This is a genomic window from Marinomonas sp. 63XJN7_9_ISO-PGPR-S23-217, from assembly GCF_056173515.1.
Window position 1 is genome coordinate 171,477 of sequence record NZ_CM149678.1, and the last position, 18,787, is coordinate 190,263.

The 18,787-nt window shown below is 42.8% G+C and carries 17 protein-coding genes; 6 read left to right on the top strand and 11 right to left on the bottom strand.

Annotation, left to right across the window (positions count from 1 at the left end; all coding sequences use genetic code 11):
* Positions 1-10: 10 nt before the first annotated feature.
* Complete coding sequence (locus AC0VYI_RS00760; RefSeq protein ID WP_199475624.1) at positions 11-1,090, bottom strand: ABC transporter substrate-binding protein; 1,080 nt, start codon at positions 1,088-1,090, stop codon at positions 11-13.
* 336 nt (positions 1,091-1,426) lie between these two features.
* Between AC0VYI_RS00760 and AC0VYI_RS00765 the strand changes: the two genes are divergently transcribed.
* From AC0VYI_RS00765 to AC0VYI_RS00775, 3 genes are all read left to right on the top strand, one after another.
* Positions 1,427-2,482 carry a FecCD family ABC transporter permease gene (locus tag AC0VYI_RS00765; RefSeq protein ID WP_475430432.1) on the top strand — a complete coding sequence of 352 codons (1,056 nt, stop codon included), beginning with the start codon at positions 1,427-1,429 and terminating at the stop codon, positions 2,480-2,482.
* Between the two features lie 2 nt (positions 2,483-2,484).
* A complete protein-coding gene (locus AC0VYI_RS00770) occupies positions 2,485-3,279 on the top strand; it encodes an ABC transporter ATP-binding protein (protein WP_475446614.1) in 795 nt (264 codons plus the stop codon).
* A 62-nt stretch (positions 3,280-3,341) separates the two neighbouring features.
* Positions 3,342-4,568: an MFS transporter gene (locus tag AC0VYI_RS00775; RefSeq protein WP_199475621.1), complete on the top strand. Its 1,227-nt coding sequence runs from the start codon at positions 3,342-3,344 to the stop codon at positions 4,566-4,568.
* A 103-nt stretch (positions 4,569-4,671) separates the two neighbouring features.
* On the opposite strand, the gene AC0VYI_RS00780 is transcribed toward AC0VYI_RS00775, so the two are convergent.
* The 4 genes from AC0VYI_RS00780 to AC0VYI_RS00795 all read right to left on the bottom strand — a co-directional run bounded on the left by AC0VYI_RS00780 (position 4,672) and on the right by AC0VYI_RS00795 (position 10,330).
* The gene (locus AC0VYI_RS00780) at positions 4,672-5,937 is read right to left on the bottom strand and encodes a serine hydrolase domain-containing protein (protein ID WP_475446616.1); all 1,266 of its coding nucleotides are present in this window, start codon (positions 5,935-5,937) and stop codon (positions 4,672-4,674) included.
* Between the two features lie 202 nt (positions 5,938-6,139).
* The gene (locus tag AC0VYI_RS00785) at positions 6,140-7,279 is read right to left on the bottom strand and encodes a helix-turn-helix transcriptional regulator (RefSeq protein WP_475446618.1); all 1,140 of its coding nucleotides are present in this window, start codon (positions 7,277-7,279) and stop codon (positions 6,140-6,142) included.
* Between the two features lie 154 nt (positions 7,280-7,433).
* Entirely contained in the window at positions 7,434-8,996 is a 1,563-nt protein-coding gene (locus AC0VYI_RS00790) for a cryptochrome/photolyase family protein (protein ID WP_475446619.1), read from the bottom strand.
* 11 nt (positions 8,997-9,007) lie between these two features.
* On the bottom strand, positions 9,008-10,330 hold the full coding sequence (locus AC0VYI_RS00795; protein WP_475446621.1) for a DASH family cryptochrome: 1,323 nt from the start codon (positions 10,328-10,330) through the stop codon (positions 9,008-9,010).
* A gap of 196 nt (positions 10,331-10,526) precedes the next feature.
* Here AC0VYI_RS00795 and AC0VYI_RS00800 point away from each other — a divergent pair, with 196 nt between their 5' ends.
* Entirely contained in the window at positions 10,527-10,865 is a 339-nt protein-coding gene (locus tag AC0VYI_RS00800) for a zinc ribbon domain-containing protein YjdM (RefSeq protein WP_199475616.1), read from the top strand.
* Between the two features lie 78 nt (positions 10,866-10,943).
* Here AC0VYI_RS00800 and AC0VYI_RS00805 read toward each other — a convergent pair whose 3' ends face one another.
* On the bottom strand, positions 10,944-11,879 hold the full coding sequence (locus AC0VYI_RS00805) for a DMT family transporter (protein ID WP_475446622.1): 936 nt from the start codon (positions 11,877-11,879) through the stop codon (positions 10,944-10,946).
* Positions 11,880-11,986: 107 nt separating this feature from the next.
* On the opposite strand from AC0VYI_RS00805, the gene AC0VYI_RS00810 reads away from it, so the two are divergent.
* On the top strand, positions 11,987-12,847 hold the full coding sequence (locus AC0VYI_RS00810) for a LysR substrate-binding domain-containing protein (RefSeq protein ID WP_475446624.1): 861 nt from the start codon (positions 11,987-11,989) through the stop codon (positions 12,845-12,847).
* Between the two features lie 83 nt (positions 12,848-12,930).
* On the opposite strand, the gene AC0VYI_RS00815 is transcribed toward AC0VYI_RS00810, so the two are convergent.
* The 4 genes from AC0VYI_RS00815 to AC0VYI_RS00830 all read right to left on the bottom strand — a co-directional run bounded on the left by AC0VYI_RS00815 (position 12,931) and on the right by AC0VYI_RS00830 (position 16,193).
* Positions 12,931-13,305, bottom strand: a complete 375-nt coding sequence (locus AC0VYI_RS00815; RefSeq protein WP_475446626.1) for a hypothetical protein — start codon at positions 13,303-13,305, stop codon at positions 12,931-12,933.
* 186 nt (positions 13,306-13,491) lie between these two features.
* Positions 13,492-13,854 (bottom strand): hypothetical protein, encoded by a 363-nt coding sequence (locus tag AC0VYI_RS00820; protein WP_475446628.1) that lies wholly within the window; start codon positions 13,852-13,854, stop codon positions 13,492-13,494.
* 853 nt (positions 13,855-14,707) lie between these two features.
* Positions 14,708-15,091: a hypothetical protein gene (locus AC0VYI_RS00825; RefSeq protein ID WP_475446629.1), complete on the bottom strand. Its 384-nt coding sequence runs from the start codon at positions 15,089-15,091 to the stop codon at positions 14,708-14,710.
* 28 nt (positions 15,092-15,119) lie between these two features.
* Positions 15,120-16,193 (bottom strand): hypothetical protein, encoded by a 1,074-nt coding sequence (locus AC0VYI_RS00830; protein ID WP_475446631.1) that lies wholly within the window; start codon positions 16,191-16,193, stop codon positions 15,120-15,122.
* A 287-nt stretch (positions 16,194-16,480) separates the two neighbouring features.
* Here AC0VYI_RS00830 and AC0VYI_RS00835 point away from each other — a divergent pair, with 287 nt between their 5' ends.
* Positions 16,481-17,578 (top strand): linear amide C-N hydrolase, encoded by a 1,098-nt coding sequence (locus AC0VYI_RS00835; protein WP_475446633.1) that lies wholly within the window; start codon positions 16,481-16,483, stop codon positions 17,576-17,578.
* A gap of 98 nt (positions 17,579-17,676) precedes the next feature.
* Here the strand turns inward: AC0VYI_RS00835 and AC0VYI_RS00840 are convergent, their stop codons facing one another.
* The gene (locus tag AC0VYI_RS00840) at positions 17,677-18,720 is read right to left on the bottom strand and encodes a LacI family DNA-binding transcriptional regulator (protein WP_475446635.1); all 1,044 of its coding nucleotides are present in this window, start codon (positions 18,718-18,720) and stop codon (positions 17,677-17,679) included.
* Positions 18,721-18,787 lie beyond the last annotated feature (67 nt).

The following is an 18,787-nucleotide window of genomic DNA, read 5'->3' on the forward strand; positions in this document are numbered from 1 at the left end:
TTTTATTAGGTTATATCTTAACCATAAAGGTGCCTTTTGGCACAACTGGTAGGTATTTTTTATAGAAGTTTATATAATCCTGCTGTGGATTTAAGTCGCTAAACAGCTTGGGATACAGCGCTTTGGCGTAGAATTCAAACATGGGGCCGTCTAAAATGGTACGACAAGCACCATGGTAAGCACCATACATACGGTTATTTTTGACCGCAGATATGGTTGACCACCCCGTACGATTTTTAAAGCCCGCTAAACGTTCTTGGGCCACTTTTTTAGAAATCCCCTGTCCCATCAGCATGCCATCACTTTTTCCTACTTCGTATCCTGTTATCACGATGACGTCAGGGTTAGAGGCAATGATTTGTTCTGGGTTCATTTTTCCCCACCATTCCACATAAGGGGCGGCAATATTATCTCCCCCAGCAATGGTACTAATGGCTCCCCACATGTTTTTACCAAAAGTATAACCAATATCATTGACCCCAGAGGCGCCAAACTCCGTGTAGACTTTTGGCTTAGGTAAATTGGCTTTGGCGAGTCGATTCTCAATCATATGGATGGTATGAGCGTATTGGTTGGCGATTTCTTCGGCACGCTTCTGTTGACCTGTTATCACCCCAATGATTTTGGTGCTTAACACATGACGTTTTAAGGTTTCGGCGTTGTAGTCCACCACCACGACAGGAATGCCAGCATTTTCCAAGCGTTTTACATCGTCACCAAGTGCTTTGTATTGCCAAGCTGCCAGCATAATAAGATCTGGGTTTAGGCTGATGACCTTTTCTACCGAGAAAGTCTTAGTATCCACTCGGCCAATAGCTGGGATCTTGGCCAATGAAGGGCGGTGTTTGACATACATGTCCCAGTTTGCTTTGCGGGCTTCCCAAATGTATCTTGACATACCAACCACATGGTCATAAGCGGCTTCGGTACCGATGGCCATATAATCTTCAGGGTAAAACCCTACAATGACGCGTTTTGCTGGCGCATCAAAGGTGACGTGTCGTCCTAAAACGTCGGTAATGGTAGTGGTCTGAGCGACGCTGAGGGTTGAGAACAACAGCGCTGCAGTACAGAGTAGTTTTTTAAGCATGAAAAGTATCCTTAAGAAATCATCAACACATTTTTTAACTTACGAATAAGGGCGGCTTTAGAAAAGGCCGTAAAAACACAAGAATCACTTGTGCGAATATTACGTTCAATTACAATACATATGCAAATCATTATCATTGCTTTTTCTAATTATATTGCGAATAGCTCTTTAATGATTTTGTAGAAACGCGATAATAGGCGGCTCAATTTGTGTTATTGAGAAGCAAGTAAGCGAAGAACAAGGCGTTTTAGCGATGGTTTTCCTAACGAAAAGGTGTATTGCCTTAGGTCACGACGGTGTTATCCAAGGTTCACGGGCAATACAGGATAAAAATACATGATAGATTCAAATATAGTTCATAGCGCCCTTAAGGCTCAGCGAAGCTATGAACGACGACGGTTTTTGATAATCAGTTTACTGGCCCTGCTATTGGTATTGTCTTTTGTTTTCGATATTGCCACTGGCCCATCCATGATCAGTGTGCTGGATGTCACCCATGCCTTGGCGCACTTGTTTGGTTTCCCTGTTGAGGTAGCGAATACGACACAAATCATTGTGTCCAGCTTGCGCTTACCCATGGCCGTTATGGCCGTGGTCGTAGGGGGCTCATTAGGGGTAGGTGGGGCTGAGATGCAAACCTTACTAAATAACCCAATGGCCAGCCCTTACACCTTAGGGATGGCGGCGGCATCGGGCTTTGGGGCGGCTTTGATGTTGTATTTAGGTTCCCTTGGTTTGGAATCGAATGTGGCGGTGCCCATCGGTGCCTTTGTATGCTGTATGTTATCTGCAAGTTTGTTGTTTGGACTGGCAATGATGCGTCATATTACCTCGGGTCAGCTGATTCTTGCGGGGATTGCCCTGCTCTTCTTATTTCAATCGCTACTCTCGTTGGTGCAATTTGTGTCTTCGCCAGAGTTGAGTCAGCAAATTTTGTTTTGGTTGTTTGGTAGTTTAACCAAATCCAGTTGGACGAATGTGAGTATTACCGCTGGCATGATCACTCTGTGTCTGATCATGTTGATAAAAGACTCGTGGAAGTTGACAGCCTTACGTTTAGGGGAAGAGCGGGCGAAAAGCTTAGGGGTTGACGTGACACGCCTACGACTAAAAACTCTGGTGCTTGTCGCCATTATGACGGCTACTGTCACCAGTTTTGTTGGTATCATTGGTTTTATCGGCATTGTCGCGCCCAATATTGCCCGTATGTTGGTGGGGGAAGATCAACGTTACTTTTTGCCTTTATCCTTTCTTGTGGGGGCGTTTTTATTATCCAGTGCGTCGGTATTGTCCAAAGTGATTGTACCTGGGGCGCTGTTTCCTATTGGTATTGTGACGGCCATTATCGGGGTGCCGTTTTTCTTCTGGTTGATCATGAGTAAGAGACGCTAAATATGTTAGAAGTTCGTCATTTACATCTCGCCTTTGATGATTTGGTGTTAGCGGATGATATGAGCTTTACCCTTAAGGCCGGGCAAACTCATGTGATCATTGGCCCGAACGGCACAGGTAAGAGCTCGTTGCTGAAAGCTTTATTTGGCGATTTAGCGCCTCAGCAAGGACGTATTTTCTTTCAGGATCAAGAAATAGACCGCAAACATCTCGGTCAGTGGCGCCAACATTTTGGCTATATGCCCCAAGACATTCGCCTTGATGTGGGCCTGAGTGTATTAGAAGTGGTGCTGCTTGGTCAGCTTGATGCTTTATCCTTAAAACTTGGCGATAGTTTGCTAGAAGAAGCGCTTGGCGCCTTGCATCAAATTGGGCTTGTACATCTTGCCAATCGTGATGTGCGGACATTAAGTGGTGGACAATGCCAGATGGTGCTGTTTGCTCAGGCTCTTATGCGTCAGCCGAAAATTCTTATGCTGGACGAACCCGTCAGTGCGTTGGATCTGCATTTCCAGCAAGTCATGCTGGATCATTTGGATTCACAAACCAAAGCGAAAGACTGGGTTTCAGTGATGGTCCTACACGATTTGAATTTGGCTGCACAGTATGCCGATAACTTGTTGGTATTAAAGGGCGGTAAGCTGGTGGCTCATGGCTCGCCTAAAGAGGTATTGACACCAGAGTTAGTGGAAACAGTGTATGGTGTGAAAGCCGATGTCATTCTCGATAGTGCGGGTGTCCCATTTATTCGAACACAACGCAATGGACACGAAGCACCTTTAGCCGCTGTGGTGTAAACTCTACCGTCCATTCCTTATTTTACCCTCTTCTTACCTAAGAGTATCCCAATAGATTATTCATGAATACCTCGGACTTTCTTAATGACTGGCGTCGCTTGTCGGCTGCCAGTCGCGTGTTGATCCTTAACAGCTTTACCTTCAACCTAGGTTTTTACATGCTGTTGCCCTATCTCGCGGATCATCTGCAGCGGTCATTGGGGCTGAGCCCTTGGTATGTCGGTTTGGTCATTGGCCTGCGTGTACTGAGCCAACAGGGCTTGTTCCTGATTGGGGGAACACTGGGGGATTACTTAGGTTATAAACGCTTAATCCTGTTAGGCTGCTTGATTCGGGTATTGGGCTTTGCTCTATTGGGGCTTGCGCAAAATTTACCGTTGTTGTTACTGGGCGCTTTTTTCACAGGCTTTGCAGGGGCGCTATTTACCCCTTCTAGCAGCGCGTATTTGGCTTATCAGGCCACCGATCAAGTGCAACGAAATCGTATTTTTGCTATGCAAAACTGGGCGCGGGAAGGTGGGGTACTGCTTGGCCCTTTGGTCGGTGTTTCCTTTATGGCCGTCAGCTTTATGTGGGTTGGCTTAATCTCGGCGATTTTGTTTCTGGGGTTATTTTTTATTCAGTGGCGCTTTTTGCCTGAGCTAAGTGAACAAGTGAAACGTTCTTCTGCGGATCAGCGTTTCTGGCAACAATGGTCTAGCATGATGAAAAATAAGCGTTTTATGGGTTTTATCCTCTGCGCTTGTGCGTTTCATTTGTTTTTCCAACAGTTGTATTTGTCGTTACCGAATGAAGTATCAAGCCGTGGCCTTGGCCCTTATGTGATTACTTGGGTATTTATGACCACGTCAATTTTGGGCATTACGTTGCAAATGCCGATCAGTTATTGGGTCTCTCGTACCATTGGTAGTGCTAAAGCAATGGGATTAGGTTTGTTTATTATGGGCGGATCATTTCTGTGCTTTTTAATCGATGTGACCGGTTGGCCTTGGCTCAACTTTATTGCTTACGGCGTCATATTCAGTTTGGGATCCATGCTGTTGTTACCCCTATTAGGCGCGTATGTTCCGCTCTTTTGTGATAAATCGGAGCTTGGGAGTTACTACGGACTCTATTCCTGTGTGGGGGGTGTGGCCGCCTTTTTGGGGAACGTTGCTATTGGCTGGTTGTTATCATTGGATGGATTTAGTCATCAATGGATCTGGTTAGGCTTGGCACTGCTCGGTATTGTCTCAGGGATGGGCATGTATCGGCAGGTTTGTGGCCTATCGACGAAAGTAACCGCATAACGCCAATGCCTATCACCTTTGTAGAGGCGGAAAAGAAGCCTAAGTGCTTTTTTGGTACATGACACTTAGGCTAATATTCACGGAGCATTCAGCAATGAAAGTGTTATTTAGTTGGTGTCCAATGAGAAACTTTCTTGAAGAAGGTAAGGGCTTCTTTTTCCGCTTCAATCATTTTTTCTTGTGGGAAATAGCTTAGTTTTACAATGACCGTTTTGGTGTCTGGATCGACGAATATAAACTGACCTTGTAACCCAATGGCTGAGTAGGCCTTGCAGTTTGGCATGGTCCACCATTGGTAGCCATAACCACCGCTTTGTGGGTCTTCAGGCAAGGCTGGGCAAGTGGATAGATCGACATACTTTTCGCTGATAATGCGATGACCATTAAATTCGCCTTTGTTGAGCATGAGCTGACCAATTCGTGCCCAGTCGCGAAGTGTGGCGTTAAAACCAGCACCTGTGAACTCGCGGCCAATGCCTGGCGGTCCATCCATGATGAAGAAGCCATTTTGTTCCATGCCCATGGGCTCCCACATTTTTCGAGCCATATAAGAAGAGAGATTTTCGCCCTTTAATACCTTTTCGAGTAAAACACCTAATACGGCAGTATCAATGGTTTTGTACTCAGATACCGTACCTGGTGTATGTTTGCGTTTTAAGGTCTTGGCGGTGTCTGCAAAGCGGGCGACATTTTTGACTAAGGCTAATATATGGTTTTTGGCGGCTATGCCTGGATGAATAAAATCGTAACGTTCTTCGTAATCTACTCCGGAAGTCATTTCCAACACTTGGCGAATAGTAACGCCTTCATAGGCACCCGTTGCTAGTTCAGGCAGGTAGTGGGTAATCAGCTCGTCTAAGGATTCGATACGACCTTCTTCATAAGCAATCCCAACTAAAATAGACACTAATGATTTGGTCATAGACCATCCCATGTGACGAATATTTGGTTGCATATGGTTAAGATAGTTTTCGTAAACGATTTTGCCGTCTTTCATGACTAACATGGCATTGGTATAGGTACGATCTAAAAAGTCGTTTGTTGTGTAGTTTTTACCTTCAAACGAATAGGTCAAGTCCATGTCGGCGTCTTCGCGGGGCAAGATCGATACGGGACCAGAGTGCCCGACTTGGCGTGTGGTAAATAGTGTGTCCATAGAACGAAAGGTGAGCGTGTTTACATCGCCATCTAGCATGGCCCAGCGTAGATTTTGGATCGCGACAGGGACGTCAGAAACCGGTCCGACCTTGGCGACTAAAGGGTTTACCTGATTAGGGTTTACCTCACTGGTCGAGATGGAATCGGATGGTAGTGTGCTGGGTGATGTATCATCGATAGGCATGTTTTTGATGGTTTTATTTGCCAACATAGAGAGCTCTCCTGATAGAAGTTGTTCTTATATGGAGACCGTTATTTTCTGAGAATAACGACTGTTTTCAATAAGACGGTATTCTCTATCATCTGAATTGTGCGGATAAATGTCATCTCCCATATGGGATATCTTTTCGGCTTCTTGAGGGTTGTCTTATTTAATGATTGAACGGTAGGTCGCTTGGAAATGGCTTGAAATGTTAGAAATAGCGTGAGGTACTGGCAGAAACGGATGACCAAAGGCGTTGTACCAGCTCGGATTGCCGATTAATGCGCATTTTTGAGAAAACGCTTTTTAGCTGAATACGAGCCGTACCTACTGAGACACCACGACGTTCAGCATAATCGTTTAATGAATGTCCCTCTGCAAGGGCAATGGCCAACAGAGACTCTGTGGGGGTTAGACCAAAGAGCGTTTGAATTTCATTTTGCTGTAAGCTCGTTGAGTCTTTGCCTTTTAAAAACATAATGACATTATTATTAGCCACCATGTTCAAATCCACACACAAGGAAGAGCTTTGGTCGACAGGGGAAAGCAACACTTCGATTGACTGCTCGCTATTCTTGCCTAACACCGCAATGCGTCTAATGCCTCGAGAAGAGGAAGAAACAGTCCGTTGGAAGTGCGTTTTGAACTCTTGTAAGTCTTGTGATTGTTTAAATACCAACTTTTGGTTGATGAGTGATAGATCGCTCGATTGGTCAATAAGCTGGTGGGCGCAAGTGTTACACCAAGATATGTTAGCCTCATTGTCTAAGAGTAACACCCCAGTGCGTAATTGATTCATCGCACTGGTCATATGGCTATGAAGATGCAACGTAGCATTCATTTTTTCGGTTAACGAAACGGCTTGTTTTATATGGGGGGCGAGCCGCATGAGCAAGGCTTGAATATCGGGTGAAAAGCCCCTGTCTTCTCCCACTAAATGATGGGCGATTAAGCAGATATAAGCACTAGACTCTCCCTGAATGTCTAGCATAATGGCCTTGCCTAGTCCTGCATTCGAGAGTTGGTGTTGAAAGCGTTGAAAGCGAGGGCTATGAGGTGAAAAGTAATCATCATCGCAGATCACCTGAATCGGACTTTGTAGCGGAATCTCGTGACGTGGGTTGTCGCTATTATTCACCCATTTATCATGAAGCTCAGCGTGTTGTAGAGAAAAGGCATCGCGAACACTCCACTTGAGGGTGAAAGTATTATTGGTCTCACGACGATAGACTTGTAGTGCGACGCTGGAGGCGTTTAATATCTTTTTTAATTGATTTAACACGCTAACCCATTGATGAGGCGCATCTACACAGCCATAGATATCGGAGATGAGATCATTCTCTTGCAACATACTTATTTTTTTCTCTCCTAGATGACTAGGTCATGTAATCAGCTCATTCATTATCAAGGTGCTAAAGTGTTCTTATTTTTATAGTAATATAGACTTTAGACTCGAGGAAGTACAAAAGACTGTCCCGCAAAGAAAGTAGAATGATGGGCCGACGTTACAATGTTTCAATATTATCCAAGCACCATTTAGCATGGGCTAAAACGGCGTGTTTTTGCTCTTTCGTTTGCTTATCCCAGTGACCATAAAGCATGCCGATACGTGGATTGGTGGCGATCCTTGAGCGATGTTTGATCATAAAATGCCAGTAAAGGCTATTGAGTGGACAGGCCTTTTCACCGACTTTCTCTTTGACGTTATAGTGGCAGTCACCGCAGTAATCGCTCATTTTCTGAATGTAATGACCACTGGCAGCGTAAGGTTTGGAGGCTATCCAACCACCGTCAGCAAACTGGCTCATCCCCCGAGTGTTTGGCAGCTCGGCCCATTCTAGAGCATCGACATAAATGCCCAAATACCACTCATCCACTTGATCTGGCTGAATGCCAGTTAATAAACAGAAGTTTCCTGTCACCATAAGCCGCTGAATATGATGGGCATAAGCATAGTGGAGCGATTGGCCAATGGCACTAGCAAGGCAGTGCATCTTAGTGTGTCCATGCCAAAAATAACTAGGGAGATCTCGCTCGGCATCCAATATATTCTGCCGCTGGTAAGCGGGCATATTAATCCAATACATACCCCGCATATACTCTCGCCACCCCAGTATTTGCCGGACAAAGCCCTCAATTTGAGCAATATCGATGGCATCATTATGTTGATAGTGAGTAATCGCCGCTTTGATAACGTGTTTTGGACTAATCAACTTACTGTTGAGAGCAAAGGATAAACGCGAATGGTATAAGCTCCAACTATGGGGACTTTTATGAGTCATTGCATCTTGGAAACGACCAAAGTTGGGTAATAAATGCTCACAAAAGAATGTCAGCAAGCTTAGCGCATCTTGACTGGTCACGGGCCAAGCTAAGCTGGCTTGTGCGGTACCAAGGGAGACAATGCCATGACGTTCTATGCGCTCAAGTAAATGCGTTACATCGTGCTGAAAACACAAAGGAACAGGAATATTATCAAGGTCGCTTTCTTTGAGTTTATTGCGATTATGACTGTCGTAGTTCCATTTCCCCCCTTCTGGCTGGCCTTCTCCTGCCATCAGGACATTAAAACGTTGGCGCATTCTACGATAAAAATGCTCCATTCGAACCGGATGATTGGCTTGAAAATAATGGGGAATCTCATTGAATGGCAATAGGAAATGCTCACTATCGACCATGTGTACGGAAGAGACCGACTGTTGGGTGATAAGGGTTTGATATTGCTTGAATACACGATATTCATCAGGGCGCTGCAATTCAATATGCTGCACTTTGTGCTGGCGTGCCAGTGTCAGGATGACCTCATCAAGCGTTTGTCCTTGCGTGTCATCCAACGTGAGATAACATACCTGATGACCATGGTCTTTTAAAGACTCTGAAAAACGTTCCATAGCGAGAAAAAAGGCGCACAATTTTTGGATATGGTGTGTCACGTAAGTCGCTTCTGGGTGCAGTTCTGCGATCAGATAAAGCACGTCCTGGTCTCTTTTTTGAAACCAAGAATGGGCCGCGTTTAATTGATCACCAAGAATAACGCGCAGTGTATGGTAAGAATGGTTTGTATGCATGGCTACAGGCGCTAAGACATTCTACGATAAATGGGCCAGTCGGCCGCATCGACGGAATCTAATAGTTCATCAAAACGGTGACCTTGCCATTTGTTTATAAAATGATGGTTTGGATCGTATTGCTCGGTTTGTTTTGCTAAATTAAAGTGACGTCCGCCCCTTGGATCAGCACCAACTCCTGCAATGTATTGCCAATTTCCCCAGTTTGCCCCAACGCTATAATCAATCAATTGTTCTTCAAAATAAGCGGCACCGTAGCGCCAATCGACACCTAACTCATTGATTAGGCAACTGGCGGCCAGTTGCCGGCCACGATTGCTGATATAGCCCGTTTGATTAAGTTGTTTCATGCAAGCATTAACCAGTGGGTAAGGGGTGTTGCCCTGACACCATTTACGGAATCGTTCCGCATAATAACTGCCGTGAGTCTGTTTGCCAGATAGGCCGCCTGGTAAAAACAGTTGCTTGCCATAACAGGTTGCATACCAATGGAAATATTCACGCCACAGCAACTCGAAATAAATCCAGTAGGTCGACTCGTTCGCCCCATGATCCCGTTCATACACATCGATACTGGCCTTAATTTGATGAGGGGATAAACTACCTTGCGCTAACCAAGGGGAGAACTTAGTGGAGTTTTCCCAGCCATCCAACGAATTACGCACTTCTTTATAGTGGCTTGGTAGTGTTGTCGAAAAATAGTCGCTTAGCTGACTCACGGCGGCGTATTCTCCCCCGGTAAATGCTCCACTACTTTCGACGTGCTCAATTTGCCAAGGGCGAATTAACGGCATATCAAAATGGGGAACCGGAGGAAGCGCTCTTGGTGTTGGAAGCGGAGGAGAGACCACGATCTCTTCGACCAAGTGGCGAAACTGTGTGAAGGTGTCTGGTAATTTTGAGCCGGCAAAAGGGAGTTGTGAGGGTGAAAATAAACTTAAACCATGATCGATATGAGAACGGACATCAGGGTAGAGTTTCGCAATACGATTGAGAGACTGTTGCTCATCCCAACCACCATGGTGGTTACGATATAAGTGGGAGATAGGTACTGTGTCAAATAGTAGGCCCAAGCTGGTGACGGCATCCATGGTGCTGACAAACAAAGTTTGTCCGATAGCACCTAATTTTATAGCCAGATCATTGAGGCCTTGCACTAAAAAGCCTCGACGAATGGCTGACATACCTTGTGTCGAATAACGGCTAGGGCGACGTTGATGGGGCTCATCGCAATACAAACAGACGAGATAGTCCATTTCTTGCGCGGCTTTCCACAACATGCTTTGATCCGAACAACGTAAATCATCCCCAAACCAAACTACGCCTACTTTCATCGTACGCTCCTGCTTCGTTGTCTTACTGCACAAGTTTAGTACGTTTTAACCAATAATTCAGATTGCTCTGCCTATTCAAAATACCTAGTGTGTGCAAAAAATAGATTATTTTTTATTGGTGAGCAAAAACCATAGTGAAAATGCGGTTATAATAGGCGGCATTATTTCTGTTAACGTCAAAGGTTGTGATAAAACGATGAGTCTTCCTAATTGCCCACAATGTAATTCTTCTTACGTCTATGAAGATCAAGCCATGCTGATTTGTCCAGAGTGCGCCCACGAATGGAACCCGAATGAAGAGGTTGTGGATGAGGACGCGCTTATTATCAAAGATGCGGGTGGCAATCTGCTACAAGAAGGTGACAAAGTGACCTTGGCAAAAGATCTAAAAGTAAAAGGCTCGTCTCAAGTGCTTAAAATCGGCACCAAAGCGACCATCAAACGTCTAGTCGACGGTGACCATGACATCGACTGTAAGTTGGATGGCGGTGGTGACATGATGCTGAAATCTCAGTTTGTGAAAAAGATGTCTTAAGGCTTCTTTATCATCACAAAAAAACCGCCTTAGCGACCTTCGCTAAGGCGGTTTTTTTGTCCTTTGATTCGCTAAGCATCAACTTTTTAGAGCTAATTTTTCGTTTTCCTTATTGCGCAATTTGCAGCGTTTAGGAAAATTAATATAACCAATCAAAGTTCCGACGAGGATGAATACCAGCGCAATGGTTAAGCCGCTGGTCCAGTGCTCACCAAATAGAGGGACAGCCAGTACGCTGGCAAACACTGGCACCAATGCCATCAAACTGCCCATCTTAGTGGCACCGATGATATGTACGGCACGACCATAAAAAATCATCTGCACTACCGTCGCCATAATCCCTTGGTAAAAAGCCTGGATACCGAGCATTTGCCAAGAGGCATTGCCTAAATGGTGTGGTAAGAAAAACACATACACGGGCGTAAATAGTATGGTCGTCACCGTAATAATACCCAGTGTCGCGTGCCAAGGGGCAAACTTCCAACGGCGTAGCAATACCGTGAAAATACCCCAAAAAACACAGGCAATCACAAAGCTAATATCGCCTAGCCAATAGGGTGCGCCTGACAGCATGGTCTCTATTAATAGGGCGAGGATCCCTAAACTGCTTACTAGGATACCGATCCAAGACGCTGCCGAATGGCGTTCATTCGCTAAGAAATAGGCAAATACCGCAATCATAATTGGCATTAAACCGGGTAAAAGTAACGCCGCATGTGTCGCCGGTGCATGCTGAAAACCATTATAAACGAACAAGGCATAGCCTAAACCACCAATACTGCCCAGAACAAACATACGCCATTGCGAAATGGTCTGACGGTGCTGCCAGATAAAAGGCGAAAACAAAATGAAGGCCGTGCCAAAACGCACTATCATCATATCGGGCAGCGCCAATGAACCGAGTGCTCCTGCTTTAGAAACCAAAATAAAACCTGTCCAAATTGCCACCGCTGCTAGTGCATACGCTAGCCCTTTGATTGGCAAGGAGGAGGTTTCCATTGTCGAATTTTGCATAATATACCCTCTTTCCTTTAAGTTTTAGACAGTATAAAGTGACGGGGTGTTCATTAATAATGAATAATCAAGAACAAGTCATTCACTAAAAATGAAAGAGTTGCTAAATGGATATTTCAGATCTTTTGGTTTTCAAAGCGGTGGTCGAACACAAAGGCGTTACTCGTGCAGCACAAGCGCTTCATCGGGTGCCGTCCAATGTCACAGCACGGCTAAAAAAATTGGAAAGCGAACTGAATGTAGACTTGTTTTTGCGAGAGAATAACCGACTTTCCGTCACGTCTGCTGGTTTGAGATTATTGGACTACGCCGATAAAATTTTACAACTACAAAAAAGCGCCATTGCGGAATTAACCCAAGCGGAACCGTCTGGATTATTACGTTTGGGATCCATGGAAAGCAGTGCCGCATCACGTTTGCCTCGCATTCTAACCTACTATCATGATGCCTACCCAGCGGTGCAAATTGAGCTGATGACCGCCGCTTCCATGCCTTTAATTGAGCGCGTGTTAGAAGGGACGTTGGATGTGGTGATGAGCTCTGATCCGCCGGACGACCCCAGATTATCCTGTACTTATTGCTTTGAAGAAGAGTTGGTATTGATCATGCCTGCCGCTTGGGATGAACTGGAAACCTTGCCAGAGGCCCTCACCATGGTGGGCTATAACAAAGGCTGCTCATATCGTGATCGTTTAGAGAAGTGGCTAAAGCGTCACGAGAGAACCTGCGAGCGCATTATCGAGATTCCCAGCTACTACACCATGATCAGCTGTGTGATTGCCGGAATGGGCATTGGCATGGTACCGCGTTCGCTGCTAGCGCTACACCAAACCGAAGGCTTAACCTTCCGTACCGTCGAGCCAGATATTGCCAATGCCCCCACCTATCTAGTGTCCCGCAAAGACAGCCCTTCCAGCGCAATCAATGCGTTTGTGGAGTGTACTCAGTACGTTTTTAATGGGGCCTAACTATTCGTTTATATTATCTGTAAAAACAATTAAGAAAAAGGAGGCTAACGTTATATATTTTAATATCCTACAGCGTTTTTAAATCATGTAAATGAGCTAAAAATTACTAAAAGTGCTACAAAAATAAGGGCTACTCGATAAAAAAAAGTATGAAGTTTCATGATTTTTTTATCAGATTTTGTTGTTCTTCCTTCAAGTATTTTAGGGTCAAATATATAGACTTTTTTCTTCTCTGTAAAAAAACTAGGATTAAAAACTGCTTTTTTATAATAGTTGAAACGACGATAAAATAAATCAAATTGATCCTTGTCTATACCATGAGAAAGTATTACTTTATCTAGTTTTTTAACAACTTTTAAGTAATAAATAAGTGTGACTATATAATATAGAATAATAGATAAAACCATAAAGCCTACCAGAATACTTACTGTATTTTCTATATTAAGTGAAAAAGACATGTATCTTTCCTATTGACTTTTGAATTTCATAAATCGCAAGCGTTATTGATAGAGTCGTAGATTTTTTCTGACTATTAAGTCCTTTAATGTTACAGAAGTAAAAATAATGCCTCTACTAACGGATATGATGGTTTTTTTGGGTCTGTAAAAATACTACATTCTAATCGTTTGAAAATTAAAATGATTTCATATTGAAACTGATGTTAAAAACATTAAAAAAGAAGAAAGTAGCAATATGATAATAACTTTATCTGACTTGGTTACTATCGATTTCAAAGAGTATGGATCAAAGAAATTTTTTTTATTGTTTTTTTCTACAAAGATCTTTTTAAAGCTTCTGGGATGGAAAATAGCCCAAGCATAAAATGTATATCTACCCCATAAACCATCAAATCTATCCTTATTTATTCCTTTAGATAATAAAAAATTGTCTATTTTTCTAACAGTTTTTAATCTATAAGTAAGAAGAGAAAGTCCTAAAAGGGCTAAATTGGATAAGACTAAAAAAATAAAAATAATCGATGATGCTGAGTCGTTATGAGATTGCATAACCTTAAACCCTCTCTTAATCATACTTTTTACTTAATAAAGCTATCATAGATAATTAAAAATATAAGGGTAACAATAAAAGAGGTCGAAAAAAAGTCTCTTGTTTTTATTATTTTTCTATCTATAGGTGTGATTTTTTTTAGAAATAATTCTGGGTCAAATAACCTCTCTTTTAGCTCATCCTTATCAAAAAAATCTGGAGTTAAAATGGCTCTTTTGTAGAGCTTAAACGCCCCCAAGTTATGTCAAAATCATCCTTGTCAACACCATGTGATGCCAATATGGTATCTATTTTCTTACTATCTTAAAATAATAAACAACAGTTAAAATAGACGTTAAGAATAATGACAGGGTCATTATAAGTGTTAGTGTATTTATTAAGGTATGATTAACTCTTTTACTATAAGAGCTATTGCAAACAGAACATAAGAGGATCTGTAAAAGTAACTGTGCCATTTCATGATTTTTTTATCACAAGATGTGATTATTCCAGATAGAAGTTTAGGGTCAAACATATTTTTTCTTTTTTCAATAAAGTCTGGTTGAAATACCGATTTTTTGTATAAAATAAACCGAGCGTAGAAGAGGTCGAAATTATTTATGTCTATACCATTGTTGTATAATACATTGTCAATTTTTTTTACGACCTTAAAATAATAAATAATGGTCATTATAATAGAAAATAGTAAGCATAAAAATGCCACAAAACCAAAAATACCTACTATATCTGAATTTGTTAGAGTAAAAGGCAGAATTCTGATCCTAACTACTATAATTAATTATAGGGTTAAAATGTTGCTTAATATGTTGGTTTCAATACAATAATTTTATTAAAAAAATATCGTTTTCAAGCTTAAAAAGCTTTTTTAAGCTGTATAGCAATTACTGAAATTCCTATAAAAAAATAAGCGCATCTAGTAAGGTATGTGTGCCATTTCATAACCTTTTTATCAAAAGGAGTTATTTTTCCCTCAAGAATTTTGGGGTCAAATATATAAAACTTTCTTCTTTCTGTAAAAAAATCAGGCTTGAAAACGGCTTTTTTATAATAAGTAAAACGCAAATATCCTTGATCAAATTGATCTCTATCGATTCCATGAGAAAGTATTATTCTGTCAACTTTTCGAACGACTTTCAAGTAATAAAAAAATGTTGCTATAATAGATAATAAAATAAATAAAAGCATGAAGCAAGCCAATATATTCATGGTGTTATCTATGTTTAGTGTAAAAGGCATATTTCCTCCCTAATCGCTTTTCTATATATCAGAAATCGAAAACCTTATTAACCATATCATATAGCCAACCACTTCCGTTTTCAGAAAATGTTACAAAATCACCAGAAATATGATAAAGGGCGTATGCCCCAACAGCCAAAGACAAAACCAATATAGGGCCACTTAATACAATACCTCCAGCTACCGCTAATCCGCCTGCTGCTACCGCTTCTGCTGAGCCTGCCGCAGTCGCTAAACCGGCTAAAGTTCGAAATGCAGCTCCCACTAAATAAGAGCCAGCAACAAACCCCGCAGCATTTTTAGCAACACTTCGACCAACATTTCTACCATTCTTATAATCTTGATAAACACTGATAAAGCGAATTCCAAAGTCTAAAAAAATAATTCCTTGATTAGTGAATCGCAGGAATTTAGTCATAATAGCTAAACTCTTCAACTCTCTTCTACTTTGAACTCCAAAACTAGAGAGATGCTTAAAATTCTGCATGTTATTGATAGAGAGTTCAGCAGCTGTTAGCTGCTTAAGTTTTACCTGCCTTCTTTTGCTGATCTGTATTTTGAGTTCTTTATGAAATATATCGTTGACGTTTTTAATTTTTTCTTGTATGCGTAACTTCCCTAGATACTCACCCCGAGGCCCTAGCCAATTTTCTTTTAGGCCTTTATAGTACTTTTCAACGAGTTCTCGGACTTCTTCTATTCCTTGTATGATGGCATTTTTTTTATTTGATGCTACGGCCGTTACAGCACCAGCAACACTATTTATTGTTGACGCTTTGTTTGTATCAACTTTCATAGTAACCTCAGAAACTTTTGCCTCTGCGGTTGAGAAGACTTCAGCCATCGCCATTGTCACATCTTCACCATAAGTGTCGATCATCGTTTTAATCTTTTTACTTTGTTCCGGTCCTAGCATTTTTAGATCGGTATGGGAGATAGCAGGGCCCTTGCACATTCCTGTGGACAGGTAGAGTCGGTTGCCTGGGATGATATCGGTTGTGAGGCCATTTTTTTGCTTAAAGGCGTCGAAGGTGCCTTTTTCCATGAAGTTATGGTAGTTTTCAGGGGTGATCGGTGTGGAAGGCAGTATCATCTGCTGCATTGCGAACTCCTTTTCTCTTGGCAGGGTAATATTATTAGAACACTAACCTTAACTATGGAGAAAATGAAGTACTACTCACTTTATTTGCACAATATTTGTTCTTTCCTGTCTTCTTCTCCCCGTGGTAAGTAGAAGCCGGATAATTAGCAAGTGGTTTGGAAAGCCGTATCGCTCCTCATACTCTTTGTGTAATGCCGTGTAATACCATTTTGCTTGATGTTTCTATATAACTCTTTCTGGATTATGGCCTAGTGGATGGCATGTAAAATATTCTGGAGAGTGTGACAATGTGTACTGATTTTACAATAAGTGCGAAAGATGGCGCTTTCATCAATGGGCGAACCATGGAGTTTGCCGAAGATTTGCGGTCAAATATTTTTTTTAGGAAAGCGGGTTATCGATTTTTAAACGAAAATAGACCTAGTCGAGCGCAATTTATTTGGACTGGCAAATACAGTTATGTGGGCGTCAATGCGTTAGGTTTAGACTGCGTATCTGATGGTATTAATACCGAGGGGTTGTCTGGAGGTGCCTTGTGGTTGCCTGAAAGCGAGTACCCCAAAAGTACCAACCCTGCCAATACCATTAGTAATCTTGATTTTTTGCAGTGGGTGCTAAGTAGTTTTTCCAACTGCAACGAAGTGGTGTTAGCGATGGGAAAAATAGTGGATGAAGAGAGTCCGCTAAACACTTTTTTTGAATACAGAGACTCCATTTACTTCCAGCCTCAAGTGCAAGTCACGCCGATTAGTTACCAAGAATTGGATAGAAGTGGGCCTTCAGGGATTTACCCTATTCATTTCCCTCTTCACGACAAAACAGGCCATAGTATTGTCATTGAATTCATCGATGGAAAAGTTCGTATATACAATAACCCAGTACATACCTGCACCAATTCGCCAGAGTTTCCTTTTCATATGAGTAATCTACGAAACTATGTGAATCTTCAACGAGAGAATGTTAAAAGCGCGACGTTGCAGGGCTATGATTTTACATCAACGGGCAATGGATCTGGCTTAAAAGGGCTTCCTGGAGATCCAACCCCACCGAGCCGATTTATTAAGACAGCTTTCACGTCGGGTTTTGTGAACCAAGGGAAAGATTCGAATGAAGCACTGAATATAGGGTTTCATATTATGAATACTGTGGACATTCCTAAAGGCCTAGTAGTCGAGCCTCAAAATGAAGGGGCTGGAGAAGATTATACTCAGTGGGTGGTTAGCAAAGACTTAACCAATGGCGTGTTCTGTATTCGTTTTTATGAATCGCCACAAGTGACCGCGATCACATTAAACGACGTGGACTGGGATGAGAAAGATGGTAAATGCTATCGTCCTGAAGCGGTCAGCCCTTACGATATCAAGTTAACTGAGGTAAGCCGATAGAGATTATTCTCGAATGGCGCGAGGAGTAGGACAAAATAATGGTTTTGTTCTACTGCGTGCCATTGGTTAGAAACATCATCTTGTTTGCTTGTAACATGTTATCCGTTTGTTTTCGCTATGCTTGGGGAGGTTTTTCTTACGATCAGTTGCACGGGGATTCTCTCTAGCTGCTGTGCTTTGGTTGCGTCGCGTCCTCTGGCTTCTAAGCACGAGAGTGCTCTTAGCGCGGTCTCCTTGATGTTTTGGGAAATGGTGGTTAATTGATAACTGTATTGAGCCGTAAGAGGCGTATCGTCAAAACCAATTAAGTGGAAGTCATGGGGAGCGTCTAGACCCTGTTCGCGCATGCCATCTAAATAACCACAGGCCAGCTGTGCGTTGGCACAAAAGAGGCCGTCGATGGTTTGCCCCGATTGAAAGATTCTGTGGGCCGCGATTCGTCCACCTTGGTAGCCCTCTTCAGGGGCTTCAATAGAGAGTAAACAAAGAGGTTTGTTTTGCTGTAAACGTCGATCGTCAATGGTCTGACGAAAGGCATTGCCTCGACTCACGCCGGACCAAGTGGAATGTTTATAGTTCAGCCAGCCAATGGTCTGACAACCAGAGCGAATCAGTTGGTCGGCCGCTAGCGTGGCTCCCATGGTGTTATCCGAACAAACAAAATCGACTTCAGGGAGAGCCATATGACGATTAATGCCCACCACGGGAATATTATGCTGAACGCATTCTTTGATTAAATTAACCGGGGGTTGGCCGGATGTGACGATGACGCCAGACACCCGAAACTGTGTAAATCGACGAATGGTTTCGGTTAAATCTTGCTGGCTTGTTACCTCAGTGACTAAGGCTTGATAGCCTTGCTGTTGAATTTCCGTTAACAGGCCTTCCAATAGGCTGCTACGGAAGGGATCGCTTAAATGGGCCACGACGACGCCGATTAACTGGCTGCGCTTGCGGTTCAGGCCTTGAGCAAGAAAGTTAACTTGGTAGCCTAATTCTTCAGCGGCCTTTTGTACTTTTTCTCGTGTTGCTTTTGACACGCTGCCATTGTTCGTTAATGTGCGGGAGACCGCCGCTCTAGAAACGCCGGCTTTGTTGGCAACGTCTTGTGCGGTGACGGTTTGATGTCTTTTCTCGGACATGATGATCCTTTCAGGGCTGTATGAGTGAATAAAATCAAGGCATTGCTAGCCAGTAAACGGGATGCGT